General features: G+C 39.6%; 23 protein-coding genes, 2 tRNA genes and 1 pseudogene. 10 read left to right on the top strand and 16 right to left on the bottom strand.

Annotated elements, in window-relative coordinates; genetic code table 11:
• The first annotated feature begins 172 nt into the window (after positions 1 to 172).
• Positions 173 to 535: a nuclear transport factor 2 family protein gene (locus Q0M21_RS09420; protein ID WP_295337482.1), complete on the top strand. Its 363-nt coding sequence runs from the start codon at positions 173 to 175 to the stop codon at positions 533 to 535.
• Between the two features lie 67 nt (positions 536 to 602).
• Positions 603 to 2,369, top strand: a complete 1,767-nt coding sequence (locus tag Q0M21_RS09415) for a DUF885 family protein (RefSeq protein WP_295337480.1) — start codon at positions 603 to 605, stop codon at positions 2,367 to 2,369.
• A gap of 29 nt (positions 2,370 to 2,398) precedes the next feature.
• Here the strand turns inward: Q0M21_RS09415 and Q0M21_RS09410 are convergent, their stop codons facing one another.
• Both Q0M21_RS09410 and Q0M21_RS09405 read right to left on the bottom strand, forming a co-directional pair.
• Positions 2,399 to 3,163 carry a hypothetical protein gene (locus Q0M21_RS09410; protein WP_295337478.1) on the bottom strand — a complete coding sequence of 255 codons (765 nt, stop codon included), beginning with the start codon at positions 3,161 to 3,163 and terminating at the stop codon, positions 2,399 to 2,401.
• Positions 3,164 to 3,310: 147 nt separating this feature from the next.
• Positions 3,311 to 3,392 (bottom strand) — tRNA-Leu (locus Q0M21_RS09405).
• Between the two features lie 111 nt (positions 3,393 to 3,503).
• On the opposite strand from Q0M21_RS09405, the gene Q0M21_RS09400 reads away from it, so the two are divergent.
• Entirely contained in the window at positions 3,504 to 4,892 is a 1,389-nt protein-coding gene (locus Q0M21_RS09400; protein WP_295337476.1) for a dipeptidase, read from the top strand.
• A gap of 167 nt (positions 4,893 to 5,059) precedes the next feature.
• Entirely contained in the window at positions 5,060 to 6,160 is a 1,101-nt protein-coding gene (locus tag Q0M21_RS09395; protein ID WP_295337474.1) for a DUF4407 domain-containing protein, read from the top strand.
• 83 nt (positions 6,161 to 6,243) lie between these two features.
• Here the strand turns inward: Q0M21_RS09395 and Q0M21_RS09390 are convergent, their stop codons facing one another.
• From Q0M21_RS09390 to ruvC, 6 genes and pseudogenes are all read right to left on the bottom strand, one after another.
• Positions 6,244 to 6,948, bottom strand: a complete 705-nt coding sequence (locus Q0M21_RS09390) for a PH domain-containing protein (RefSeq protein WP_295337472.1) — start codon at positions 6,946 to 6,948, stop codon at positions 6,244 to 6,246.
• Positions 6,949 to 7,001: 53 nt separating this feature from the next.
• Positions 7,002 to 7,373: an MmcQ/YjbR family DNA-binding protein gene (locus Q0M21_RS09385; protein ID WP_295337470.1), complete on the bottom strand. Its 372-nt coding sequence runs from the start codon at positions 7,371 to 7,373 to the stop codon at positions 7,002 to 7,004.
• Positions 7,374 to 7,436: 63 nt separating this feature from the next.
• The gene (locus Q0M21_RS09380; protein WP_295337468.1) at positions 7,437 to 8,192 is read right to left on the bottom strand and encodes a cyclase family protein; all 756 of its coding nucleotides are present in this window, start codon (positions 8,190 to 8,192) and stop codon (positions 7,437 to 7,439) included.
• Positions 8,193 to 8,242: 50 nt separating this feature from the next.
• Positions 8,243 to 8,619, bottom strand: a pseudogene (locus tag Q0M21_RS09375) (GxxExxY protein).
• A 50-nt stretch (positions 8,620 to 8,669) separates the two neighbouring features.
• Positions 8,670 to 9,803, bottom strand: coding sequence for a radical SAM family heme chaperone HemW (gene hemW, locus Q0M21_RS09370; RefSeq protein ID WP_295337488.1), 1,134 nt, complete (start codon positions 9,801 to 9,803; stop codon positions 8,670 to 8,672).
• 52 nt (positions 9,804 to 9,855) lie between these two features.
• Complete coding sequence (gene ruvC, locus Q0M21_RS09365; RefSeq protein WP_295337466.1) at positions 9,856 to 10,410, bottom strand: crossover junction endodeoxyribonuclease RuvC; 555 nt, start codon at positions 10,408 to 10,410, stop codon at positions 9,856 to 9,858.
• A gap of 57 nt (positions 10,411 to 10,467) precedes the next feature.
• Here ruvC and Q0M21_RS09360 point away from each other — a divergent pair, with 57 nt between their 5' ends.
• Positions 10,468 to 11,391 carry a hypothetical protein gene (locus tag Q0M21_RS09360; protein ID WP_295337464.1) on the top strand — a complete coding sequence of 308 codons (924 nt, stop codon included), beginning with the start codon at positions 10,468 to 10,470 and terminating at the stop codon, positions 11,389 to 11,391.
• Positions 11,382 to 12,515 carry a glycosyltransferase gene (locus Q0M21_RS09355; RefSeq protein ID WP_295337462.1) on the top strand — a complete coding sequence of 378 codons (1,134 nt, stop codon included), beginning with the start codon at positions 11,382 to 11,384 and terminating at the stop codon, positions 12,513 to 12,515. Before Q0M21_RS09360 ends, Q0M21_RS09355 begins: the two co-directional genes overlap by 10 nt.
• 27 nt (positions 12,516 to 12,542) lie before the next feature.
• Here Q0M21_RS09355 and Q0M21_RS09350 read toward each other — a convergent pair whose 3' ends face one another.
• The 8 genes from Q0M21_RS09350 to Q0M21_RS09315 form a co-directional block, all read right to left on the bottom strand.
• Positions 12,543 to 13,019: a hypothetical protein gene (locus Q0M21_RS09350; protein ID WP_295337460.1), complete on the bottom strand. Its 477-nt coding sequence runs from the start codon at positions 13,017 to 13,019 to the stop codon at positions 12,543 to 12,545.
• A 117-nt stretch (positions 13,020 to 13,136) separates the two neighbouring features.
• Positions 13,137 to 13,508: a T9SS type A sorting domain-containing protein gene (locus Q0M21_RS09345; protein WP_295337458.1), complete on the bottom strand. Its 372-nt coding sequence runs from the start codon at positions 13,506 to 13,508 to the stop codon at positions 13,137 to 13,139.
• A 352-nt stretch (positions 13,509 to 13,860) separates the two neighbouring features.
• Positions 13,861 to 13,934 (bottom strand) — tRNA-Asp (locus Q0M21_RS09340).
• Between the two features lie 86 nt (positions 13,935 to 14,020).
• Positions 14,021 to 14,959, bottom strand: coding sequence for a DUF58 domain-containing protein (locus Q0M21_RS09335; protein WP_295337456.1), 939 nt, complete (start codon positions 14,957 to 14,959; stop codon positions 14,021 to 14,023).
• A 220-nt stretch (positions 14,960 to 15,179) separates the two neighbouring features.
• Entirely contained in the window at positions 15,180 to 15,497 is a 318-nt protein-coding gene (gene trxA, locus Q0M21_RS09330) for a thioredoxin (RefSeq protein ID WP_295337453.1), read from the bottom strand.
• Between the two features lie 115 nt (positions 15,498 to 15,612).
• Positions 15,613 to 20,112, bottom strand: coding sequence for a DNA polymerase III subunit alpha (gene dnaE, locus Q0M21_RS09325; protein ID WP_295337451.1), 4,500 nt, complete (start codon positions 20,110 to 20,112; stop codon positions 15,613 to 15,615).
• 178 nt (positions 20,113 to 20,290) lie between these two features.
• Entirely contained in the window at positions 20,291 to 20,635 is a 345-nt protein-coding gene (locus Q0M21_RS09320) for an RNA-binding protein (RefSeq protein ID WP_295337449.1), read from the bottom strand.
• A 127-nt stretch (positions 20,636 to 20,762) separates the two neighbouring features.
• Positions 20,763 to 21,479, bottom strand: coding sequence for a DUF6252 family protein (locus Q0M21_RS09315; RefSeq protein WP_295337447.1), 717 nt, complete (start codon positions 21,477 to 21,479; stop codon positions 20,763 to 20,765).
• Positions 21,480 to 21,679: 200 nt separating this feature from the next.
• Between Q0M21_RS09315 and Q0M21_RS09310 the strand changes: the two genes are divergently transcribed.
• From Q0M21_RS09310 to Q0M21_RS09295, 4 genes are all read left to right on the top strand, one after another.
• Positions 21,680 to 22,279, top strand: coding sequence for a 30S ribosomal protein S16 (locus tag Q0M21_RS09310; protein ID WP_295337445.1), 600 nt, complete (start codon positions 21,680 to 21,682; stop codon positions 22,277 to 22,279).
• Positions 22,280 to 22,293: 14 nt separating this feature from the next.
• A complete protein-coding gene (gene rimM / locus Q0M21_RS09305; RefSeq protein WP_295337443.1) occupies positions 22,294 to 22,818 on the top strand; it encodes a ribosome maturation factor RimM in 525 nt (174 codons plus the stop codon).
• Positions 22,819 to 22,986: 168 nt separating this feature from the next.
• On the top strand, positions 22,987 to 23,730 hold the full coding sequence (locus tag Q0M21_RS09300) for a methyltransferase (protein ID WP_295337441.1): 744 nt from the start codon (positions 22,987 to 22,989) through the stop codon (positions 23,728 to 23,730).
• 98 nt (positions 23,731 to 23,828) lie between these two features.
• On the top strand, positions 23,829 to 24,563 hold the full coding sequence (locus tag Q0M21_RS09295) for a hypothetical protein (RefSeq protein ID WP_295337439.1): 735 nt from the start codon (positions 23,829 to 23,831) through the stop codon (positions 24,561 to 24,563).
• Positions 24,564 to 24,728: the final 165 nt, after the last annotated feature.

The following is a 24,728-nucleotide window of genomic DNA, read 5'->3' as shown; positions in this document are numbered from 1 at the left end:
CAGGTTTGACTAAAAAGAATTTACCGCGAGGCAATTGGCGATTCTTAACCGAACAGGAAATCATCAATTTGAAAAACCTCTAAAAAAACAATTATATTTACCCTTATAAAATCCCATTAACTTGGGATTTTTTTATGACCAACCACAGACTAATCTTGTGGTAAAAAATTCTATGTCAGCAGAAAAAAACCTCTCTATTGCACACCTTTGGTTTGAAGCCTTCAATGCGCACAACTTGGAAAAATTACTCTCACTTTACGATGACGAAGCTGAACATTTTAGTCCGAAACTCAAAATCCGCCATCCGGAAACTAAAGGCTTAGTAACCGGTAAAAACGCCTTAAGAGCTTGGTGGCAAGACGCATTCGACAGACTACCAACCTTGCATTATAAAGTTACTTCGCTAACCGCTAATTCTGATCGCGTTTTTATGGAGTACATTCGCACAGTAGTCGATGAACCCGAAATGTTGGTGGCGGAAGTGTTAGAAATCAAAGAAAATCGTATTATTGCTTCACGGGTATACCACGGATAATTTATCAAACTCTTAACAATTGATTCCATCAAAAACCAATAGTTTTACCCTAACTAAACCTTTAATCATGAGAAACTTATACTTTTTTTCAACAGCTATTGTTTTGAGTGTCTTCTTCGGCAGTTGTAAATCTGAAGAAAAAAACGGTAACATCAATAACATTACCAAAACTTATTTTGAAGATAAAAACGCTTTAAATCCACTGGACGCCACTCAAAACGGCCAAAGTCAGTTCAACGACCAATTGGTTTTTGAAATGACCGATTCCCATCGCAAAAAACAAGCGGAGTTTTACACCAAATACGAAAACCAACTGACCACCGTGGACACCACTTTGTTGACTGAAGAAGAAAAAAACAGCTACGACATCATGGCTTGGGAAATTGCCGTAGGCAAAGAAATACTCCAACAAAATGCCAACCTAATGCCGATGCATCAATTTTGGGGTACACATTTGACCATGGGACAATACGCCAGTGCCGAAAGTGCGCAACCTTTCAAAACCGAAAAAGACTATCAGAATTTCTTAAAAAGAATGGATGCTTACACCGTATGGCTTGACTCAGCGATGGTATACATGAAAAAAGGCATCAAAGAAAAAGTGGTTATTCCGAGAGTATTAGCCGAAAAGATTGTACCGCAATTTCAGGATTTGCTCACGCCAAAAGTAGAAGATCATTTGTTTTACTCGAGCTGTAAAAAATTCCCTGCTGAGTTTAGTCCGATACAAAAAGAAAAGCTATCCAAGGCTTATGCCGAACTAATCATCAACAAACTCAACCCTCAATTTGAGAAATTCATTGCTTTTATGAAATCGGAGTACATTCCGGCTTGTCGAACCACCAGCGGTATAGGCAGTATTAAAGGCGGAAACGACTTGTACAAAGTATATGTAAAACAATGGACAACCACCGACAAAACACCGGAGGAAATCCACGAAATCGGATTGAAGGAAGTAGCGCGCATCAAGGCCGAAATGGAGAAAGTAAAAGTACAAGTTGGTTTCAAAGGCACTATTATCGAATTCTTTGACCATGTGCGTAACAAACCCGAATTAAAACCGTTCAAAAAACCGGAAGAAGTGATTGCCAACTTTGAGCGCATCCATGAAATCATCAAACCGAATGTAAATAAATTTTTCTCCTTACAACCTAAAACCGCATTCCGTGTAAAACGCACCGAAGCCTTCCGTGAAAAAACAGCGAGCGCCGAATATTCTCAAGGTGCTGCTGACGGTTCCAGACCGGGCACTTTTTACGTACCGATTCCGGATGTAGCCAATTACAATTATTATGGCGATGAAGATTTGTTCCTGCACGAAGCTATTCCGGGGCATCACTTCCAAATTTCACTCCAACAAGAAAACCAACAACTACCGGATTTCAGAAAGTTCAACTGGTTTGGTGCTTATGGTGAAGGTTGGGCGTTGTACACTGAAAGTTTAGGAAAAGAATTGGGCTTGTACAAAGATCCGTACCAATATTTCGGCATGTTAGGCAATGAAATGCACCGTGCCATTCGTTTGGTCGTTGACACCGGATTGCACAGTAAAGGTTGGACACGCGAACAAGCCATTCAATATTCTTTGGAAAACGAAGCGGAAAGCGAAGCCAGCATTATAGCCGAAATTGAGCGTTATATGGCCATTCCGGGTCAGGCGTTATCGTATAAAATCGGGCAACTGAAAATCATGGAATTGCGTCAAACTGCCGAGCAAAAAATGGGTAAAAACTTCGACATCAAAGTCTTCCACCAAAAAGTGTTAGAATCAGGCGTTATGCCGTTAGCGCTTTTAGAACAAAAAATAAACCGTTGGATTGCCACAGGAAAATAAACAAAAAAGCCGCTCAAATGAGCGGCTTTTTAATTGCTAATGCTTTTTTCGAGATTATTAAAATCGATGGTGTTACCGATTACATCAAAAAACTCGTAGGTATATTTGAGTTTGCCGTCGATTTCTTCAATTTTGATAAACATTTGATAAAAACCTTGGCTCCATTCTACTACCAAATGGTATTCATAATCCCCAACCCCAAAACTACTCGGAAGATTACTGGTATACAATAATTTTTTGGATTTCAGGTTGAGCGTCGGAATTTCAAAATTCTCATACTCGCCCATTTCGTTGTCGTCAATTTTCTTGCCTAAATAGTTGATGCTGGCATCGGCTTTGGATTTTTTCTTTTTTTCTTTGCCTTTATTGTAGTCGTCTTTGATGGAAAAAATCACATCTTTCAAAGCGCTCTTTCCGGCATTCACTAAGGAAAAACGAATTTGATGATGGTACATTAGTTTGTGCACTTTCTTATTCCCTTCATCAACGGTAGCACCTTCACTCAAATCGTTGTCTACAATTTCAACTATCGGAATGTTTTGTCCGGGCGCCAAGGTAAACACATCAAATTTGTGGCTTTTTAACTTTTGCTCCGCTTCGTCTACAATTTTATCTTTTTCTACAATTTCCGCATTCAAAACTTCAATTTGCTTGATGGCCTCTTCTAATTGTTTTTGTTTTTCGGCCGACATTGAATTGACATTGTTTCTGTACAATAAATAGCCGGATAAGGCCAATAACCCAAAACCAACAATCGCCAAAACCACAGTTATCATAAGCTTTTTCCCTTTCATTAGACTAAAAAATTTACATCAAAATACCATTGACTCAGTAAAAATAATCCAATTTTCAAAACTTAACAGTTTCATAAACAACAAACTGTAAACATATTATCAACCAATTGAAAATAAAAAAGCCCTAACTTTCGTTAGAGCTTGTTGTGCGGGTAATAGGACTCGAACCTACACGCCTTGCGGCACCAGATCCTAAGTCTGGCACGTCTACCAATTTCGCCATACCCGCTAAAATTGTGAGTGCAAATATAAAGATAATTATTAATTACGAATTATGAATTACAAATTTTTTTAAACGTCTTTTTTAGTAAATTTGAATACTACAATTTTAATTTCAAAAATGGATACTATTAAACACTACGTTCAGCAAAATAAAGAACGTTTTATTGAAGAACTCATTGAACTTTTAAAAATTCCTTCCGTAAGTGCCGACAGCGCTTACTCTCAGGATGTTATCAATACGGCAGAAGCGGTAAAAGACAGCTTGGTAAAAGCCGGTTGTAATTTCGTGGAAATCTGCGAAACGCCGGGTTATCCTATCGTTTTCGGAGAACACATCATCGACGCAACTTTACCTACGGTTTTGGTATACGGTCATTACGATGTACAACCGCCGGATCCTATGGAATTATGGACATCGCCACCATTTGAACCGGTAATCAAGACCACTGAAATTCACCCCGACGGCGCTATTTTTGCCCGCGGTGCTTGCGACGATAAAGGCCAAATGTACATGCACGTTAAGGCTTTCGAATACATGATAGCCAACAACTGTTTGCCTTGCAACGTGAAATTCATGATTGAAGGCGAAGAGGAAGTAGGCTCCAAAAGTTTAGGCTGGTTTGTAGAAAGAAACCAAGAAAAACTGAGCTGTGACGTCATTTTAATTTCCGATACCGGGATGATTTCCAACCAACAACCTTCCATCACTACCGGTTTACGCGGATTGAGTTACGTGGAAGTGGAAGTGACCGGACCGAACAGAGACTTGCACTCCGGGTTATATGGCGGTGCTGTGGCCAATCCTATCAATGTGTTGACTAAAATGATTGCATCGTTACACGACGAAAACAATCACATTACCATACCGGGTTTTTATGATAAAGTAGAAGAATTATCGGCTGCTGAAAGAGCAGAAATGGCCAAACGTCCGTACAGCGAAGAAGCCTATAAAAAGGCTTTGGATATTGAAGATGTTTACGGAGAAAGCGGTTACAGTACCAACGAAAGAAACTCGATTCGCCCTACTTTAGACGTGAACGGTATTTGGGGCGGCTACACCGGCGAAGGTGCGAAAACCGTAATTGCGAGCAAAGCCTACGCTAAAATTTCGATGCGTTTGGTGCCACACCAAGACTGGGAAGAAATCACCGAATTGTTCCAAAAACACTTCGAAAGTATTGCGCCTAAAGCGGTTAAAGTTAAAGTATCACCTCACCACGGCGGTCAAGGTTATGTAACGCCTATCGACAGCATTGGTTACCAAGCGGCCAACAAAGCATATACAGAAACCTTTGGCGTTCCGGCCATACCGGTGCGTTCCGGTGGTAGTATTCCGATTGTAGCTTTGTTTGAAAAAGAACTAAAATCAAAAACGATATTAATGGGCTTTGGCTTAGACAGCGATGCAATTCACTCGCCTAACGAGCATTTCGGTGTTTTCAATTACTTGAAAGGGATTGAGACAATACCGCTTTTTTACAAGTATTTTGTAGAATTGAGTAAATAATATTGCTTACGAAAATATAATGAAAATCCGTTCTTTCAATATTGATTGAGCGGGTTTTTTTATTAAAAACCAACCCCTTACAATAAACCCAAGCTTTTGGCGTTATATTTGCATAATCATCAATCATCACAATCATCCGGACCCGTTTCGGATTTAAATCAATCATCATGTTAAAACGTTTTTTCCTCCTGTGTTCGGGTGTTGACACCCACATTGTGGACTCTTGTTCCAATGGCGAACAAAACAAATACGCTGGCATAGGTGCTACCGTATTTTTCACTGCAGTCATGGCCTTTATAGCTGCCAGTTATGCGCTTTACACCGTCTTCGACAATCTTTACACCGCTGTTTTCTTTGGCTTGGTTTGGGGATTCTTAATTTTCAATTTGGACCGATTCATTGTTTCTACCATTAAAAAAAGAGATGGCTTTCTGGATGAATTCATTCAGGCATCACCGCGCATTGTATTGGCCATCATCATCGCCATAGTCATTTCGAAACCTTTGGAAATCAAAATCTTTGAAAAAGAAATCAATACCGTTTTATTGAAAGAGAAAAACGAAATGGCCATCGCCAATAAAAATCAGGTCACCAACTATTTCAAAAGCGATGTAGCTAAAAACAAGGCAGAGACAGACAGTTTGAAGTCGGCCATCACCCAAAAAGAAAAAGAAGTAGCTGCTTTGTACAATGCTTACATTACTGAAGCCGAAGGTTCTGCCGGCACCAAAAAAATGGGTAAAGGACCAATTTATAAAGAAAAGCGTTCCGCCCACGACGCCGCAGTAAAACAACTCGATTCGCTAAAAATAACCAACGCCAAGTTAATCGCCGAAAAAGAAGCCCGAAGCAAAACCCTGCAAGCCGATTTGGACAAAAAAGTCTCCGAAAGTCAACCCGTGATTGACAATTTCGATGGCTTGATGGCACGAATTAATGCTTTGGATAAATTGCCTTGGTTACCATCGTTCTTTATCATGTTGTTGTTTTTAGCCATAGAAACTTCTCCGATTTTTGCCAAATTATTGTCACCAAAAGGCGAATACGATTTGAAATTGGAAGACGCTGAAATGAGTATGAAGAACGTATTGGCACAAAACCGTTACCAAAGCGAATTACAACAAAAAACCGATGCCGAAATTTACGATAAAGTGTATGCAGACATCCGGGAAGACAAAGACGTTTACCAATACAAGAAAAAAGGCGCTATCGAATTGCTCAAACTTCAAGCTGATGGTTTTGTTACCAAGCAGAAGAAGTCGATGTAGAAAAGGAGATAAGGGAAAAGCAAAAAGGGAATAGTTAACTGTATTTTTAACTATTCCCTTTTATTTGTTACTAATTTCTTAGCTTACATATAACTTAGAATTTCCTTTTTCAAAGCATCGTATTCGCCTTGTAGAATCAATCCGTTGTCAAGTAATTTTTTGTAATTGCTGAGTTTCTCGAAGAGTTCGTCTTGCGACAATTCGGCCAAACCGGAACGATCGTCCGGAAATTGTTTCTCGTCACGGTAACCGGATTGCGCTACAGGAATAATTTCGGCAAAGTCAGTCACTTCTTCGGTGGCAACTTCTTCCACAACCTCAGCGGTTGTGATTGGCGTTTCTACTACTTCCTCCATTTTAGGTTGTTCTTGAACAACCGGTGCCACTTGTGGATTTTTTAATAAATCTAATTGTTCTTTGGCAAAGGTGTAGAGTTTTCGTGCCTGATTTTTAGGCAAATAATCTACGGTATGCGTTAAATCGGATTTGGTGGTAAAGGTAAAATCGGCACCCAAAATACCTTCTTTCACAAAGCTGGCTTCAATATCATCCCAATCATAATCGATGAATTCCATTGACAAGCCTAAGTTTTTAGGTTTGCAAAGGATAATTCTTTTGTTGGTTACCACTATGCTGTCGGGAAACATGTTCACCGCCGGTTTTTTTTGTACAGCAATGTAACCTACTTCTTCATGGCTCATTAAAAGATTATCCAATTTAGCCGTGATTTTCTCTATCGCCTTAGGATCTTGGTCTTCGTTTAGTATTTTCTTTAGATTATCTAACATGGTAAAAAAAGTTTCTTTGATTTTGTATTGCAATAGCTTTACAAAAGTAATGCCTAATTCTCGTTTTGAAGAATTTCGTTTTGACTTTTTTTTGTCAAACTTTTGAAAACCAAATCGTAAGAATGATTGATGAGTTCACACATCATTTTATCGGAAACATCACTGTGAAACGCAATCGTATTCCAATGGATTTTGCTCATATGATAGCCCGGATTGATGGCATCGTATTCGGCACGAAGTGTTTCGGCACGTTCCGGATCGCATTTTAAATTGAGTGATGGCGTATTGTTTTCCCACTCTTTTAAAGACGTCAAGCAAAACATTTTTCCGCCTACTTTAAACACCAAAGTATCCTCGTCAAACGGAAAATGTTCGGTGACGCCTTTTTTGGAAAGACAGAATTCGTAGAGTTGTTGGATATTCATACCGATTGAAGATTGTAGATTAACAATTGGTGATTGTAGATTTTATACTGAATTCGAATGGCATCAATCTTCTAATTTGAATAATATTGGTTTGCTGGGAGAAGCATCGTTTTCAAAAGAAGCGATTTGCAAATTCAATAGATAGCTGCCGTCCGGCACTTCATTACCCACATAAATCATTTCGGTTATGGTACAATCCAAGCGGGCGTCGGCATTGAGATGGTTGACGTCTTTTACATTCCAGAACGCTTTGTGGGCTAATAATCTGCCTTCGTCTTCTTCCCTATCTACACTGGGCAAATCAATCAGCAAATGTTTAATTCCGATTTCTCGGATAAAAGTCCCTGCGTCTTCTGACAAGTATGGTGGATTGGTGTGCGAATAGTTTTTGTGTTTTTTACTCTCTTCGTTCGGCAAGGTGCGAATAATAAGTGCTTCCGGAGTTTTCCCGTTTAAAGCATTAACAATTTGAAATTTGGTGATGATACAATCGTCTACCACTTGCTCGGGTGTGACCGAAATCAACTCTGCGGAAAAGAAAAAACGATTCAAACATTGATTGATGCTGTAAAAAGCTTTGGTAATGTGGCCTAAACATTCGGTATGGGTGCCGTGCCCGTGCGGATTGAAAAAGATGTTGTTAAAATTGGTGGAACTGCCTTCCGATACTTTTCCAACCCAATTGCCAAATTTCACCGGCTCTATAACCGGCTTTTCAATATACCAAGCGATAGGATTGTCCTCGGTATTGGTCAATGGAATAGAAATATCAATAGGTTTAGATAAGTCGATTTGGAAGTTGTTTATTGTTGCTTTCATTTTATTCAACCGCAAAGAGCGCAAAAGAATTACGCAGTGTTCGCAAGGTATTAAAGATTATTTACAATTCGTTTTATTCCGTTTTTTGTTAATGATACATTAAAATTGATTAGCAATCCTAACTTACAATTCGTCAATTTTAAATAGGTTAAGAGCTGTGCAAAATGAACATCATTCAATACCTCAACAGATTTAACTTCTACAATCAATTTGTTTTCTATAATAATATCAATTCTATAACCAACATCGAGCTTAACCTCTTCATAAACAAGCGGAAGTGCTTTTTGCTTCTGAACATCTAAACCATACTTTTTTAACTCAAAAACAAACACTCTTCATAAGCGCTTTCTAAAAGCCCGGGACCTAATGCTTGATGAACTTTTAAAGCACAATCAAATACAACTTTAGATAATTCATTTTCTGTCATAATCTTCTTGGCGTTCTTTGCTTATCTCTTTTGCGCTCTTTGCGGTTATATCATTCCAAATTTAGCAAAAACAAATCACTCGCTATACCATCACTTAAAAACTTCCCTTTTTTGGTGGTTCGTAGAATATTGTCGTCTACAAAAAGTAAATGATCTTCCAGGTATTTGGCAGCTTGCTGTTGTAAATAATTAAGATAGTTGACCCCGAATTCGTTTTCGATTCTGTCCAAAGAAACACCCCAAATGGTGCGCAAACCCGTCATAATGTATTCGTTATACCGATCCGTTTTGGTTAAGGTTTCTATTTCAATCGGCAATTCATTATTGGCCAATGATTTCAGATAAAGCGAATTGTTGGCGATGTTCCAGCCGCGCTTTTCACCGTCGTAACTATGCGCCGAAGGTCCGATGCCGAGGTACTTTTTACCCAGCCAATAACTCGAGTTGTTTTTCGAGAAATAGTCATCTTTCCCAAAATTAGACAGTTCGTAATGCACAAAACCGTGGTCTTCCAAAGTATCGACCAACAAATGGAAATGGTCTTGTGCCAAATCGTCATCCAACGGAGCAATCACTCCTTTTTGAATGAATTGATGCAAGGCTGTTTTCGGTTCAACCGTCAAGGCGTAACTCGAGATGTGCGGAATATTATAGGACAAAGCCGTCTGGATATTTTGTAGCCATTTTTCACGGCTCATCTCGGGCATACCGTAAATCAAGTCGATGGTGATGTTATCGAAATACTTCGTGGCGATTTCCAGGCACTGCTTGGCTTCCGCTACATTGTGCGCGCGATTCATCAGCTTTAAATCGTCTTCAAAAAAAGACTGAATTCCGATGCTCAAGCGATTGACTTTGTTTTGCGACAAGGCGATAATACGTTCTTCGGATAAATCATCGGGATTGGCTTCAACGGTAATTTCGGGCTCATCAACTACCTTATAATGCTTAAAAACCGTATCAATCAACAACCTTAAATCAGCTATCTGCAATATTGAAGGTGTTCCGCCTCCAAAGTAAATGGTTTCCACAACCTCATCTTTAAACTCGTTTTTTCGCATGGCAATTTCTTTCGCCAAAGCCGCTACCATTTCATCTTTCTTCTTTAGAGAAGTCGAAAAATGAAAGTCGCAGTAATGACACGCTTGTTTGCAAAAAGGAATATGGATGTAGATGCCGCTCATTTTAGCCTCAATTTCAGTCTCAGTCAACAATACAGAAAACTGCAACTGCATACTATTTTTTTATTCGTTCTTGATTTTGTTTGACAAAAGCGTCCCAACCCGTATAGCTTTTTCCGGCGGTGACTTTTCCGGAGTTGAAAAAATGACAAACCGCCGCCGCCAAACCATCGGTAGAATCCAGATTTTTGGGCAATTCTTTCAAGCCTAACAATTGTTGCAACATTTTGGCGACTTGCTCTTTGCTGGCGTTTCCGTTACCGGTGATGGCCATTTTGATTTTTTTCGGCTCATATTCGGTGATGGGAATTTGGCGCGACAAACCGGCCGCCATAGCAACGCCTTGTGCTCTTCCCAACTTTAACATCGACTGTACATTCTTCCCGAAAAACGGTGCTTCAATAGCGATTTCATCGGGATGATGGGTTTCGATAAGTTCGATGGTTCGTTCAAAAATGACTTTAAGCTTGGTGTAGTGATCATCATACTTGCTCAGGATCAATTCGTTTAACTGAAGAAATTGCATTTTCTTGTTAATGACTTTAATCAATCCGAATCCCATAATGGTCGTTCCGGGGTCAATGCCTAATATGATGCGTTCGTTGGCCATTGGATTTTGCTAAGGGATTTTAGGTTATAAGGTCAAAGTTTTACTTTCTTTGCACTTATGGTTACAATTTCATACAAAGCTAAGCAATTCATCGTTTTTCTAATCAAACTTTTGATTGTTGGAGCTGCTTTTTATTTTATATACGACCAATTAGCCCACAACAATAAACTCGATTGGGTTAAATTCCACCATTTACTTTGGGAAAAACAGTCGTTTTGGGGAATTTTGTTTTTGCTTTCCTTTAGTGTAGCCAATCGGTATTTTGAAATTTTAAAATGGCAAAATTTGGTAACTTTTATCCGACCGATTACTGTAGGCGAAGCTGCCAAACAAGTGCTTAGCGCTTTAACTGCCGGCATTTTTACGCCTAACGGTTTGGGAGAATATGCCGGAAAAGCAATGTATTTCGAAAAAAAGAAAACCAAAAAGGTGATTTTCCTCAACCTCATTTGCAATGGTATTCAAATGTTGTTAACGGTTATTTTCGGAACCATTGGGCTTTGGATGTTGGGGTACAAGTTTTGGACGTTGGGAATTGTGGGTATTAGCATATTTATTATCGGCCTTTCCTTTTTAAGCAAATCCATAACTTTCAAAGGGTATTCCATCGAAAAACTACTGCATAAAATCAATGAAATTCCTAAGCCGATACACCGCAAGAATATCATTTTGGCTATCGCTCGCTATTTGGTTTTTTCGCATCAATACTATTTTTTATTTCTGGCATTTGATGTAGATTTACCTTATCCAACATTAATAGCTTCGATTGCGACAGTTTATTTTTTGGCTTCTTCGTTACCCAGTTTTCAGTTTTTAGACTTTGCTGTTAAAGGAAGTGTGGCACTGTTTTTCTTTGAGCCACTGGGCGTAAACGAATGGATTGTCGTTTTTGTTGCCACTTTAATGTGGTTTTTGAATGTTGTTTTACCCGTTGTAATCGGGAGTTATTATGTTTTAAAATTTAAACCGAAATGGAATTAATCACTATAATCTTATCGTCGATTGTATTGCTCTATAGCATACTGATGGTGCAATTGATTTGGGGCTACGGTAAAATCAAAACGTTCAAAACGACAACAATTGAACCTAAAACAGCTTTTACAATTATAGTTCCGTTTCGTAACGAAGCCAAAAATTTACCGAGACTATTAGCTTCTTTCTCCAAACTGAACTACCCGCATGAGTTGATTGAGATTATCATGGTAGATGATTTTTCGACCGATCTTTCAGAGCGAATTTGCATTCGTTGGCGCATGGAGCATGATACTATCGACACCACGCTTTTAGAGAATTTGCGTTTGTCTGATTCACCTAAAAAAGATGCTATAGCCAGAGCAATACCAATCGTCAAACACGATTGGATTATCACTACAGATGCCGATTGTACGGTACCCAAAAACTGGTTGCTGACCCTTGACGAATACATTCAGAAACACCAACCTGAGATGGTAGTGGGCGCCGTAGCTTATAAAGTGAAGAACAATTGGTTTCACCATTTTCAACAACTGGATTTATTAAGTTTACAAGGCACTACCATAGGCAGTTTCGGATTGGGCAAGCCCTTTATGTGTAATGGAGCCAATTTTGCCTATACCAAAAAGCTCTTTACTTCATTGAATGGTTTTAACGGCAACCAAAACAGGGCTAGTGGCGACGATGTGTTTTTACTGCAAAAAGCGGTAAATCATTCCCCTGAAAAAGTACACTATTTGAAACACTCTCAAAATATTGTCAAAACCAAACCCGAAAATGATTTGTTTGCCTTTTTCCAACAACGAGTGCGTTGGGCGAGTAAAACTACGGGTTACCAAAGCACTTATGCCAAGCTTCTGGCAGTGATAGTATTCCTAATGAATTTAGGCTTGGTTGTTGGTTTGTGGTTTGTGATTTGCGGATGTTTAAATCTTAGTATTTGGCTTGGCGTGTTTTCGACTAAGTACCTAGTGGATTATTTACTATTGTACAAAACTAACAAATACTTGCTCAAAGGACAATGGCTACTGCCTTTGGCCAGCAGTATTGTGTATCCGTTTTACTCAAGTTTGGTTGGGATTTATTCTTTGTTCGGCAGTTTTTCCTGGAAAGGCAGAAAATTTAACCGATAACTTCTTTGTCTATCGACAAACTTACAGCTATTCTTGCTTGATAATTACCGGAAGGACGAATTGTGTTTTTACAGGTAAACCTCTTTTTATAGCCGGATTTACTTTAGGAAAATCAACCAAGCGGGCACGCAATATACTGTCGATTTTAATGGTATCATAAGCCACAGAATCTTTAGGAAATTCGGGTTTGAATTCTAAAGTAGCATTTGGTAAAACAGTCACTCTAACTTCTATGGTATCCAATTTAGGAAACATCGTCGCCAAGGTATCAACAGCCAGTTTTTGCTCAATAGCAGCCGTTAAAAAATCGAAGAAACATTGCTTGCGTAGATTGGCATCTGTTAGGGTTTCACAATCGCTTACTGAAGGGTATTCATCGACTTCTGTCCAATTGATTTCTTTCAGTTGTTGTTCGAGTAATTCTTGCTCCGACGGCACTTTCTTCTCCAAATATTGGCAAGAAAGACAAACGGTTAGTAAAAGTAAAGCCAATGCTTTTTTCATGTATGAATTAAGTCGATTAACAGTTTCAAAAATAAGAAATTATATTCAGCAAGCTAAACTTTACTCAAAAAAGAAAGCCCTCTAGAAAGAAGGCTTTGCTTATTGAGATTGCAGTAATTAGTCTACTATTAACTTTTTAATGACTTTTTGATTGGCATCGGTAGTGACTTCAATTAAGTAAAGTCCTTTTGACACGGATGATAAATCGATGGTTTGGGTAGCTAAACCAGCTGTTTTTTGTGTGAATACTGTTTTCCCTAAAACATCATATACCACAACATTCGCAATAGTTGTATTGCCTCTTACACTTACGGTAAGCCAATCGGAAACCGGATTAGGATAAAATACAAAATCACTGTTCTCAAATTCGTCCACGCCTAACTGTTGCACAAATTCTGTAGTAAATGTATTCGTTATAATCGGTGGATTAAAATCAAAATAAATCGAAGCCGTATTCGGAATAATATCGCCTACAGCGTAACCCGGCATGGGTTTGATTTGGAAAGTGATCTAGCCTTTACAGTAGTGTTAGCAAAAGATGGCGATAATTCAATATCATCAAAAAGACAATGCAACGCGCAAATAATCAATATATTACAGCTGAATAGAAAACTTTTGAAAGGAAATACAATAAACAGCAACTGCCATAAAGCAAAAAAGCCATCCCTAAAAAAGGGAAAGCTTTTCATTGGTCTAACTACTAAACCTGCTACGAGTTACAAAGTCGTAGCGAAACAACACAACTAATCTTAAATGCTTTTTTGGAACCTAAACTAGATTTTTCAAAAACCTATTTTGGGCAAAAAAGGATTTCATTTCTGAAATCCTTTCCCAATTTTAGCGGTCTGGACGGGACTCGAACCCGCGACCCCATGCGTGACAGGCATGTATTCTAACCAACTGAACTACCAAACCATCGCTTAATTGCGGTTGCAAATATACAACTGATTTTTAATCCTGCAACTTTTTTTTGCTAAAAAATTCAATTCTCTTTTGGCAAGCTAACCAAACATTTGTTTTTCAACCAAGTATGTCGTTAAAATTTTTTCAAAACTTTCCTCCACTGCCACCGGAACGTACTTGATTTTGTTTTGCGCACAAGTCAATGCTAACGATTTAAAATAAGCTGCTACTTTTTCTTCGTATGCTTCTTTAATGCTGTCGGCAAAAATATTAATCTGCTCACCCGTTTCCAGATCGATGAATTTGCGCGGTGCATTGTCAAAATCAAAGTTGATTTCGGTTTGCTTGTCGGTGACATGAAAAACTACCACCCGATGCTTGTCGTGTTTCAAATGTTGTAATGCATTGAACAAAGCCTCCGTTTTTCCGTCATTAGCCGTCGGATCAAACATATCTGTAAATAAGATAATCATCGAACGGCGGTGCATTTTTTCTGCTATTTGGTGTAAAAAAGTTACTGTATCCGTGCTTTTGGCTTGCTTTGGATTTTCCAACAAATCTTCCAACTTATTCAAAATCATACGATGGTGTCTGTCACTGCCTTTTTCGGGCGCGTAATATTCGTAAGTATCCGAATAGACACTAAGTCCGACCGCATCGCGCTGCTTTTTAAGCAAGTTCATCAAGACTGCGGAAGCCAAGACCGAAAAACCGATTTTGTTGTGGTAAAACGGCTCATTCGCCTTTAATTTCGGATAATGCATGGAAGAAGAATTGTCGATTATCAAATGACAACGCAAATTAGTTTCTTCCTCGAATCGTTTAGTATATAAACGGTCGGTTTTGGCAAATAGTTTCCAATCGATGTGTTTGGTGCTTTCGCCGGTATTATACACTTTATGTTCGGCAAACTCAGCAGAAAATCCGTGAAAAGGCGACTTGTGCATCCCCGAAATAAAGCCTTCTACGACTTGATTGGCCAGCAGCTCCAAATGCTTGAATCCGGAAACGAGTTCTTTTTGTGCTTCAATCTTCATAAGTCAAATATAACCAATTGGGAGATTTGAAAATTTGAAAATTTAAAAATTTAACAACTGCTGTTTAAAAATTACAAACGGTCTCTCTAGCCCCGATGGGAGCTGGCTACCGTGTAGCGCGGACAGCGGGACGACTTTTCCCAAACACTGCCAATGCTGTGCTCCTGAAAATAAAAAAGGCCTAACTTGCGTTAGACCTTAGTTTCTTTTTCATGGTATTTTACAACAAAGCGTCGATAGCGTCGGTGTAGGTTTTTTTAGGCGCAACGCCCACTTGACGACCAACCACTTCACCGTTTTGGAACACCAAAACCGTTGGAATGTTACGCACGCCGTATTTGGCTGCAAATTCCTGATTGGCATCTACATCCACTTTACCTACTACTGCTTTGCCTTCATATTCTGAGGAAATTTCATCAATTACCGGTCCAACCATACGACAAGGTCCACACCAAGCCGCCCAAAAATCAACCACTACCGGTTTGTCTGCTTTTAATACTACTTCTTCAAAAGTAGCATCTGTAATTGCTAAAGCCATATTATATATTTTTAAATTACTTTAAATTGTTTGTGCCAAAATTAGACATTTTATTTGATTTTAAAATGTTAAAAAAATCAGTTTTGGTTATCTAGTCATTATCAGAATTGATTTGTTAGTTGAGACTGAATTTGACATTCATTTTTTCCAACTCCGTTAACAATTCATTTGAAATTCGGATTTTCAATTTGCGACTCGGCAATGAAACTCGCGTGGCTATTTGCACTTGCTCTTCCACCACAGGTAAATCGACTACCATTTCATCCGGGTTATCGGTCTCTGCGATTAATTCCTCGTCAACCACAACTTTTGGGAGCGGCTCAACAGGTTTGAGTACTTTTTCAAATTCCATGACTTCAAAAGTAACCGTATGATCGCCTTTGTTGGCCGTAAACAACTGGTTGAGTTGTTGGATAAATTCCATTTGTAACTCATGGATATCCATTTGGATACTCAACTTTTTGGCAAACTGCGGCAATACATCCTGCAATTGTTTTACATCCATAAATTGAAGACGCGGATCCGATTTTTTACCTGTTTCGCGGTTCACCCAGCCGTCTTTCACAGTGACTTTAAAGTACACAAACTGGTTGTTTACCAAGAAATGACGGAACTTTAAATACTCTTCGTCAAAAATTCTGAATTCGTGACTTTCATCGTAACCTTCTAAGGTGAACATCGCCCAATCTTTACCGTTTTTAGCGGTTTTGTACTGCACATTGGTCACGATTCCGGCGAAAGTGAGCGTTTTGCCCACAAAATTGTTGAGATTTTTTAAATTCTCTAATTTGCTGTTGCAGAAGTATTTCATCTCAAATTTAAAGTCGTCCAACGGATGACCGGAAATGTAAATCCCGACTACCTCTTTCTCTTTGGCCAACTTTTCCATCGTACTCCATTCCTCGCAAGGCGGAACAGTTGGTTCGGCTATTTGCACATCGCTGGCATCGCCGAAAAGGCTGACTTGCGACGAGTTTTCGTTTTCCTGAAACTTGGCACCATAACGCATGGCTTTTTCATAGAACGTAATATTATCGCCGTCTGTGTGGAAATATTGCGCCCGATGCGTATCTGTGAAACAATCGAAACCACCGGCTAAAGCTAAGTTTTCGAACGCTTTTTTATTAGCCGCACGCAAATCAATGCGTTTGGCCAAATCAAAAATCGATTTGTATTTGCCTTCCTTACGGTTGTCGACTATGGTTTGTACCGCGCCCATTCCGACGCCTTTTATAGCACCCATTCCGAAACGGACCGCATAGTTTTCGTTTACGGTAAACTTATAATAACTCTCATTAACATCGGGACCGAGTACTTGCAAGCCCATGCGCTTACATTCTTCCATAAAGAAGGACACTTGCTTGATATCGTTCATGTTATTCGACAGTACCGCCGCCATATATTCGGCAGGATAATGCGCTTTCAGGTAAGCCGTTTGGTAGGCAATCCAAGCGTAGCAAGTCGAGTGCGATTTGTTGAAAGCATACTGTGCAAACGCTTCCCAGTCTTTCCAGATTTTTTCTAATTTGTCTGCGTCATGTCCGTTCGCTACCGCTTGGTCGATGAATTTGGATTTCATTTTGTCCAACACATCTTTTTGCTTTTTCCCCATGGCTTTACGGAGTACGTCGGCATCACCTTTGGAGAAATTGGCTAGTTTTTGTGACAAAAGCATTACCTGCTCTTGGTAAACGGTAATGCCGTAAGTGTCTTTTAAATATTCTTCGCAGGCTTCAAGATCATATACAATTGGCTCTTCTCCATTTTTACGTCGTACGAAAGACGGAATGTATTCGAGCGGTCCCGGACGATAGAGTGCGTTCATGGCAATCAAATCACCGAAAACCGTTGGTTTTAAGTCCTTGAGGTATTTTTGCATACCGGGCGACTCATATTGGAAAATCCCAACCGTTTCACCTCTTTGGAACAACTCGTACGTTTTGACATCATCTATCGGAAACGCGTCAGGATCGAGTTCTATACCGGTTCGGTATTTTACTAATTTTACGGTATCTTTAATAAGCGTCAGGGTTTTCAACCCCAAGAAATCCATTTTAAGCAAACCGGCACTTTCTACTACCGAGTTGTCAAACTGGGTAACATACAACTCCGAATCCTTAGCAGTAGCCACCGGAACGAAATTCGTAATGTCATCCGGCGTAATAATCACACCACAGGCGTGAATTCCGGTATTGCGCAAATTGCCTTCTAAAATTTTGGCTTGCTGTATGGTTTCACTGCCTAAGTCTTTGCCGTTGGCGAGTTCAATCAACTCTTTGACTTTGTCGTATTCTTCGGCTCTCAGTGCTGCTTTGAGTTTATCGTTATCCAGGGTAAAAATTTTGGCCAAATTTAAAGTCGTCGGAATCAACTTGGCAATCTTATCGGCTTCAAATAACGGCAAATCCAATACACGCGCGGTATCACGAACTGATGATTTGGCGGCCATCGTTCCATAAGTGATAATTTGCGCTACTTGTTTGGAGCCATATTTTTTGATTACATAATCCATTACGCGACTTCGGCCTTCATCGTCAAAGTCGATATCGATATCGGGCATCGACACACGATCGGGGTTAAGGAAACGCTCAAAAAGCAAGTCGTACAGCAACGGATCGATGTTGGTAATGCCAAGACAATACGCTACTACGGAACCTGCAGCCGAGCCCCTTCCGGGACCTACCGAGACGTCCATTCTTCTTGCCGCCGCAATGAAATCCTGTACAATCAAAAAGTAACCCGGATAACCTGTGTTTTCAATGGTTTTTAATTCGAAGTCCAAGCGCTCCTGAATTTCAGGCGTAATTTCGCCGTAGCGTTTTTTGGCGCCTTCATAAGTCAAGTAAGCCAAGTATTTGTTTTCCCCACGTTTACCACCGTCGAGGGCATCTTCGGGCACCACAAATTCTTCAGGAATGTCGAATTTAGGCAAGAGCACTTCTCGCGACAAATCGTATATTTCTATTTTATTGACAATTTCTTCGGTGGTGACGATGGCTTCCGGCAAATCATGGAAGAGCTTTTTCATTTCTTCACTCGATTTGAAATAGTATTCCTGATTGTTAAAGCCATAACGGTAGCCGCGACCGCGACCAATAGGTGTCGATTGCTTTTCGCCGTCGCGCACACACAATAAAATATCGTGGGCGTTGGCATCTTCTTTATTAATGTAGAAAACGTTGTTTGTGGCAACCGTTTTTACGCCGTGTTTTTTGGCCAGAGAAATGAGCGAGGCATTCACCCTATTTTCATCTTCTTGATTGTGGCGCATCAACTCGATGTAGAAATCCTCACCGAATTGGTCTTTCCACCATATAAGCGCTTCTTCGGCTTGGTTTTCGCCTATATTTAAAACCTTACTCGGAATTTCTCCGTAGAGATTTCCGGAAAGGACAATAATATCTTCTTTGTATTCTTGAATGACTTTTTTGTCAATTCGAGGCACATAATAAAACCCTTCGGTGTAAGCGATAGAGGATAATTTGGCCAAATTGTGGTAGCCTTTTTTGGTTTTGGCTAAAAATACAATCTGATAACCGTTGTCTTTGCGCGATTTATCTTTCAAATCATCACAAACATAAAACTCGCATCCTACTATGGGTTTTATGATAGTTTCTGTTGGGTTTTCTCCGCTTTCTTCGGCTTGTTTGTTTTTGGCTTGCGCCGATTTGTTGTGCGAAATAATATCGCGTACAAAATGAAAAGCTCCCATTAAATTGGCATGGTCTGTCATGGCCACTGCCGGCATTTTGTTTTGTACGGCAGCTGCCACCAAATCTTTCACGCTGATCGTAGACTGCAATACGGAAAATTGCGTATGGTTGTGCAAATGGACAAACTCAACGTCTGAAATATCGTGATGAACTTGCTCTTCTTGGTGGGTTGGCGTAGCCACTTGCTGCGCTTGAAGTTGCTTCCTGATTGCCTCTGAAGCTTGTTTCAGATTGATGTGTTGCAATCCGATGAGCTGGATTTCCTTCGGATTATTTTCGCCGAATTGGCGGAAATAATCGGCCGGAACATCAAGTTCTTCTTTAGTAAAAACCTCGCGTCTGATCAGCTCTAAGAAACAACGGGTTGTAGCTTCAACGTCGGCTGTTGCGTTGTGTGCTTCGGCAAATGGCACATTAAAAAGATAACTGTGCAACTCGGTTAGCGTGGGTAATTTAAACTTGCCGCCACGACCACCGGGTAATTTCAGTAATTCGGCGGTGACTTCGGTACAAGTATCCAAAACCGGCAAGGTTGTCATAGGAGAATTGACGCCCAAACGGTAAAATTCACAACCCATGATATTGACATCGAAACCTACATTTTGCCCGACTATGAATTTGGCTTTAGACAAAGCCGCATTGAATTTTTCGAGTACTTCCAACAAAGGAACACCTTGGGCTTGGGCCAATTCGGTAGAAATTCCGTGAATTCTCTCAGCATCATAAGGAATATTAAATCCTTCCGGTTTTACCAAATAATCCTGGTGTTCTATCAAATTACCCATCGCATCGTGCAATTGCCAAGCAATTTGTATACAGCGTGGCCAATTGTCGGTGTCGGATATCGGTGCCGCCCAATTGCGGGGCAAACCGGTAGTTTCGGTATCAAAAATTAAATACATAGGTGAAAATCCCAAAGTTTAAATTCCATATTCCGAGGTGTATATGGGCAAACGAACAATCTTCGGAACAGTTTCAAAAATACGTTTTCAGACTTAGGAAATCAACTTTAGTTATCAACAAAAAAAAAAAACCACCCGAAGCATCGAATGGTTTTTGAGTTATAGTAAGCGTTTCGGATTAGTATCTTCCGCCGCTGTTTCTGTCGTTGTATCCGCCGCGAGAATTTCCGCCACCGTTATAACCCCCACGGTTATTGTTAAAGCTTCTTCTTTCGCCTTCCGGTTTTGGCTCTGATTTATTTACCACTATAGTTCTACCGCTAACAGTAGCTCCGTTTAACTCATCGATTGCTTTTTGAGCTTCCGCGTCATTTTCCATTTCCACAAAACCGAATCCTTTACTTCTTCCTGTAAATTTATCAGTAATAACTTTTACGGAATTAACCGTTCCATAGACTTCAAAAGAATCTCGTAAATCTGCTTCGTCTATACTAAACGGAAGACTCCCAACAAAAATGTTCATATTTTAATTTTTAAATTTTGACAAAGGTAACCTTTAATAAAACGCAAAACACCATAAAAGTGAATTAATTGCGAATAAATAAAAAAAGCCGTCTGTTGACGGCTCATTATATTGAATTAACTGATAATTAAATAGATGGAAAAACCGGTATTTTGTAGAACTCGCCGTATTGGAAGTTCAAAATAGGACCACCAAACGGACTGTTATTCGCATTGGCGGCATTGAATTTAAAGGTTCCTGAAACCGTCATGTTAACATTATCGAATTCTGTGATTTTAATTTCACCATTACTGTTTTGTACATTTTGTACTCTAAATTTGCAATTCAGATTTCCTCCTACTACTGTAATCAAATCACCAGCCACATAAAAGTTACCTCTTGAAGCCAAGGTTACACTAGTCACAACACCGGAAGCATTGGCTACTATATTCACACTTAATCCGCTTCCTGATCCTCCGGTAGTTAACACCGATGTTCCACTGCTGTAACCTGTTCCACCTATCAATGAAGTGATGGCATTAACCGGTCCCGGCACCGCTACTGTAGCATATTCTAAATCAACATTGTCGATGGTTGAAGAATAAGTCACGGAGTTATTGACATTGGTAGTTCCTAAAACATAAGTACCTACGTTAGTGCCGCTTGTGTTTAAAGTAAGTCTTTCGTTTTGTGTTACTGCCTCAATCGAAAGTCTGCCGTTAGAGTTCAAATAGGCTCTGGTATCTCCGGATGTCCAAAAAACATCATCTTTCAACCCTTGTAATCCGGGATTGTTAAATCTAACATCTTCCTGACAAGAAGCCATCACAACAGCAATAAAAATTAGGGACAAAAATCTTTTCATTTTTTCAATGTATTTCTCCACAAAAATAACTTTTTAATATAAAAATGCTAATTAAATTTTAAAAAAATAACGTTAAAGTTAGTTATTACAAGGAGTTGCCCGTAAAAATATAATTTTCAATTAGTTTGTTTTGAAAAAAAGATTATCTTTGCGCCCTTAAATAACCGAGGTCGAGAACCTCAAATTAATCAAAAAAGATTATGTCAGTAAAAATTAGATTACAAAGACACGGAAAAAAAGGGAAACCTTTTTATTGGATCGTAGCCGCTGATGCTCGTTCAAAAAGAGATGGTAAATTCTTAGAAAAATTAGGAACTTACAATCCAAACACTAACCCTGCTACTATCGACTTGAACTTGGATCAAGCAGTAACTTGGTTACACAACGGTGCTCAACCAACCGACACAGCAAGAGCTATCCTTTCTTACAAAGGAGCCTTAATGAAACACCACTTAGACGGAGGTGTTCGTAAAGGTGCTTTGACTCAAGAACAAGCTGATGCTAAATTGGCTAAATGGTTAGAGGAAAAAGCAAACAAAGTAACTGCTAAAAAAGAAGGTTTATCAAAAGCACAAGAAGCTGCTAAAGCTAAAGCTTTAAAAGCTGAAAAAGAAGCTAACGACAAACGTGCTGCCGCTGCTGCTGAAGCTGCCAAAGCTGAAGAAGTTGCTGAAGTAGCAGAAGAAGCTGCTGAAGAAGTTGTAGCTGAAACTGCAGTGGAAGAAACTGTGGCTGAAGTAGCAGAAGCTACTGAAGAAGCTCCGGCTGCTGAAGAAACCAGCGAAGAAACAGAAGCTTAATCTATTTTAGGCAAATGCGTAAAAAAGAGTGTTTCTATTTAGGTAAAATTGCCAAAAAATTCAGTTTCAAGGGAGAACTCTTAGTGTATTTAGACACAGACGAGCCCGAACTATATGAAAATATGGAATCAGTATTTGTTGAATTCAACAAAGATCTGATTCCATTTTTTATTGAACACAGCAACCTGCACAAAAACGATTTCCTTCGCGTCAAATTTGAAGATGTCGACACCGAAGAAGAAGCCGACAAACTCATTGGATGCGAAATCTATCTGCCTTTAAAGATGTTACCAAAACTCGAAGGCAACAAATTCTATTTCCACGAAGTTATTGGTTTTGAAATCGAAGACAAACGCCTCGGTGTTTTCGGAAAAATAGTTTCCATCAATGACACTACAGCACAACCCTTATTTGAAGTGGTAAACGGTACTGTAGAAATATTAGTCCCTATGATTGACCAATTCTTGGTAAAAATCGACAGAGAAAACAAAAAAGTCATCATGGACTTACCAGAAGGCTTGGTTGAAATGTATCTCTAAAAGATTGTTAGACTTCTTAGATTTTAGAAACGCCTTCGGCTTTAGATTTTTAAGAAGCTATTCCGGCTGTCCGCGCTACATGGTAGCTCGCTCCCATCCGGGCTAGGGCAACCTCTTTCAAATCTACAATCCAATAATCTAAGAGCGAATCGATTCTAAAAATCTAAAATGTCTAAATTCCAGTTCAAACAATTCTCCATCCAACAAGACCGCTGCGCGATGAAAATAGGCACCGACGGCGTGCTGCTTGGTGCTTGGGCTCCAATTGACCACCGCCCGTTTTCGGTTTTGGATATTGGCGCCGGAACCGGACTGATTGCGTTAATGTTGGCCCAAAGAAGTCAGGCCGAGCAGATTGATGCCATAGAGATAGATGAAAATGCCTTCGAACAATGCGTAGACAATTTTGAAAACTCACCTTGGAACGACCGTTTGTTTTGTTTTCACGCCTCACTCGATGATTTTATGGACGATTTGGAAGACGAGGACACGAGCGATAGCGAACTGGCGCAGCAATACGATTTGATTGTCTCCAATCCGCCGTTCTACAGCGAAGATTATAAAACCGAAAACGAACAACGAGACTTGGCCCGCTTTCAAGATGCTTTGCCTTTTGAAGATTTAATTGAAGCTGCTTCGGTACTGCTTTCTGAAACCGGTGTTTTGGCGGTCATTGTGCCGTACAAAGAAGAAGCCCGATTGATAGCTTCGGCCAAAGAATGCGATTTGTTTCCGCTCCAAATTACCCGTGTTAAAGGCACGCCAACTAGCGAAATTAAAAGAAGCTTGTTGGCATTTTCGTTTGCTGAAATTGCCGATTTCCTTACAGATGAATTAATCATCGAAACGGCCAGACACCAATACACCGAAGACTATATTGCATTGACTAAAGATTTTTACTTAAAAATGTAATATCAGCCAAATGGTAAAAAAACCTTAATTAACACTACTTTATCACTAAGCGAAAACGAAAACTGTACTTTAGAGCTTCCATCTTTAAAGTCTGATTATTGAAACCAACACTACTCTTTACCTTTTTGTTTTTTACGACAACCTTTTGTTTAGCTCAAAACGAAAAAGTGGTAACCGGAAAAATAGTTTGCGAAGGAAAAGGCATTCCCAACATCGACCTTGTCAACCTAACTTCTAAAAAAAGTACCACTACAGACAGCCAAGGCCATTTTAGTATTGGTGTTGCTTTAGGCGATGAACTCTACATACTTTCCAAAGAATACCTCGATTTCAAACTCAAAATTACCGAAACATACTTCAATCAAAACCAATTGACGATTACCATTGAAAAGAAACCCATAGCCTTGGAAGATGTTGAAATTGTGAACAAGTCAAGCCTAAAAGTGCAAATCTCTCAAGCTGATATAGACGCTATAAAACTCACCAAACAAAGCCAAGCGCTGAAAGTGGTTAATGTTTATGACGGCACCATTGAAAACGGCGTCGACTTTGTACGGATGTTTAAAGGCATATCCAATTGGTTCAAAAACAAAGACAAAGAACCGGAGCAAAAACCCGTTCTGCCACCTAGTTTTAAAGATTTCCTCAGCAGTCATTACGACCGTAATTTTTACCTGAATACCCTCAAATTAAAACCGGAAGAAATCGATTTGTTTATTGCGTATTGCGAAACTGATGCCCGAGCTGCTGCTCTAGCCGCACGCCAAGACATCCTGGAAATGGCTGATTTCTTGTTTGAAAAAAACGTAGCGTTTCAAAAACTCGAGCGTTGAATGTAAAGCTACCGCCCTAGCCCGGATAGCAGCGGCATCCTTTTTTGTTTTGACAAAAACAAAAAAGATAGAGCGGATAGCCGGATAAAGCTTCAAAAAATTATAACAATTGTTGATTGAGATTTTAACTTAGATTGTGTAGCTTTGCAAACGTTTTCGTAAACC

The sequence above is a fragment of the Flavobacterium sp. genome (assembly GCF_024710485.1).
Classification (GTDB): Bacteria; Bacteroidota; Bacteroidia; order Flavobacteriales; family Flavobacteriaceae; genus Flavobacterium.
The sequence above is the reverse complement of the archived record's forward strand: the minus strand, read 5'-3'. Positions and strand labels throughout refer to the sequence as shown.

Coding starts and splice junctions, on each gene's coding strand:
- Q0M21_RS09420 (WP_295337482.1), top strand. CDS start 173: ATGTCAGCAGAAAAAAACCTCTCTATTGCACACCTTTGGTTTGAAGCC.
- Q0M21_RS09415 (WP_295337480.1), top strand. CDS start 603: ATGAGAAACTTATACTTTTTTTCAACAGCTATTGTTTTGAGTGTCTTC.
- Q0M21_RS09410 (WP_295337478.1), bottom strand. CDS start 3,163: ATGAAAGGGAAAAAGCTTATGATAACTGTGGTTTTGGCGATTGTTGGT.
- Q0M21_RS09400 (WP_295337476.1), top strand. CDS start 3,504: ATGGATACTATTAAACACTACGTTCAGCAAAATAAAGAACGTTTTATT.
- Q0M21_RS09395 (WP_295337474.1), top strand. CDS start 5,060: ATGTTAAAACGTTTTTTCCTCCTGTGTTCGGGTGTTGACACCCACATT.
- Q0M21_RS09390 (WP_295337472.1), bottom strand. CDS start 6,948: ATGTTAGATAATCTAAAGAAAATACTAAACGAAGACCAAGATCCTAAG.
- Q0M21_RS09385 (WP_295337470.1), bottom strand. CDS start 7,373: ATGAATATCCAACAACTCTACGAATTCTGTCTTTCCAAAAAAGGCGTC.
- Q0M21_RS09380 (WP_295337468.1), bottom strand. CDS start 8,192: ATGAAAGCAACAATAAACAACTTCCAAATCGACTTATCTAAACCTATT.
- hemW (WP_295337488.1), bottom strand. CDS start 9,803: ATGAGCGGCATCTACATCCATATTCCTTTTTGCAAACAAGCGTGTCAT.
- ruvC (WP_295337466.1), bottom strand. CDS start 10,410: ATGGCCAACGAACGCATCATATTAGGCATTGACCCCGGAACGACCATT.
- Q0M21_RS09360 (WP_295337464.1), top strand. CDS start 10,468: ATGGTTACAATTTCATACAAAGCTAAGCAATTCATCGTTTTTCTAATC.
- Q0M21_RS09355 (WP_295337462.1), top strand. CDS start 11,382: ATGGAATTAATCACTATAATCTTATCGTCGATTGTATTGCTCTATAGC.
- Q0M21_RS09350 (WP_295337460.1), bottom strand. CDS start 13,019: ATGAAAAAAGCATTGGCTTTACTTTTACTAACCGTTTGTCTTTCTTGC.
- Q0M21_RS09345 (WP_295337458.1), bottom strand. CDS start 13,508: ATGCCGGGTTACGCTGTAGGCGATATTATTCCGAATACGGCTTCGATT.
- Q0M21_RS09335 (WP_295337456.1), bottom strand. CDS start 14,959: ATGAAGATTGAAGCACAAAAAGAACTCGTTTCCGGATTCAAGCATTTG.
- trxA (WP_295337453.1), bottom strand. CDS start 15,497: ATGGCTTTAGCAATTACAGATGCTACTTTTGAAGAAGTAGTATTAAAA.
- dnaE (WP_295337451.1), bottom strand. CDS start 20,112: ATGTATTTAATTTTTGATACCGAAACTACCGGTTTGCCCCGCAATTGG.
- Q0M21_RS09320 (WP_295337449.1), bottom strand. CDS start 20,635: ATGAACATTTTTGTTGGGAGTCTTCCGTTTAGTATAGACGAAGCAGAT.
- Q0M21_RS09315 (WP_295337447.1), bottom strand. CDS start 21,479: ATGAAAAGATTTTTGTCCCTAATTTTTATTGCTGTTGTGATGGCTTCT.
- Q0M21_RS09310 (WP_295337445.1), top strand. CDS start 21,680: ATGTCAGTAAAAATTAGATTACAAAGACACGGAAAAAAAGGGAAACCT.
- rimM (WP_295337443.1), top strand. CDS start 22,294: ATGCGTAAAAAAGAGTGTTTCTATTTAGGTAAAATTGCCAAAAAATTC.
- Q0M21_RS09300 (WP_295337441.1), top strand. CDS start 22,987: ATGTCTAAATTCCAGTTCAAACAATTCTCCATCCAACAAGACCGCTGC.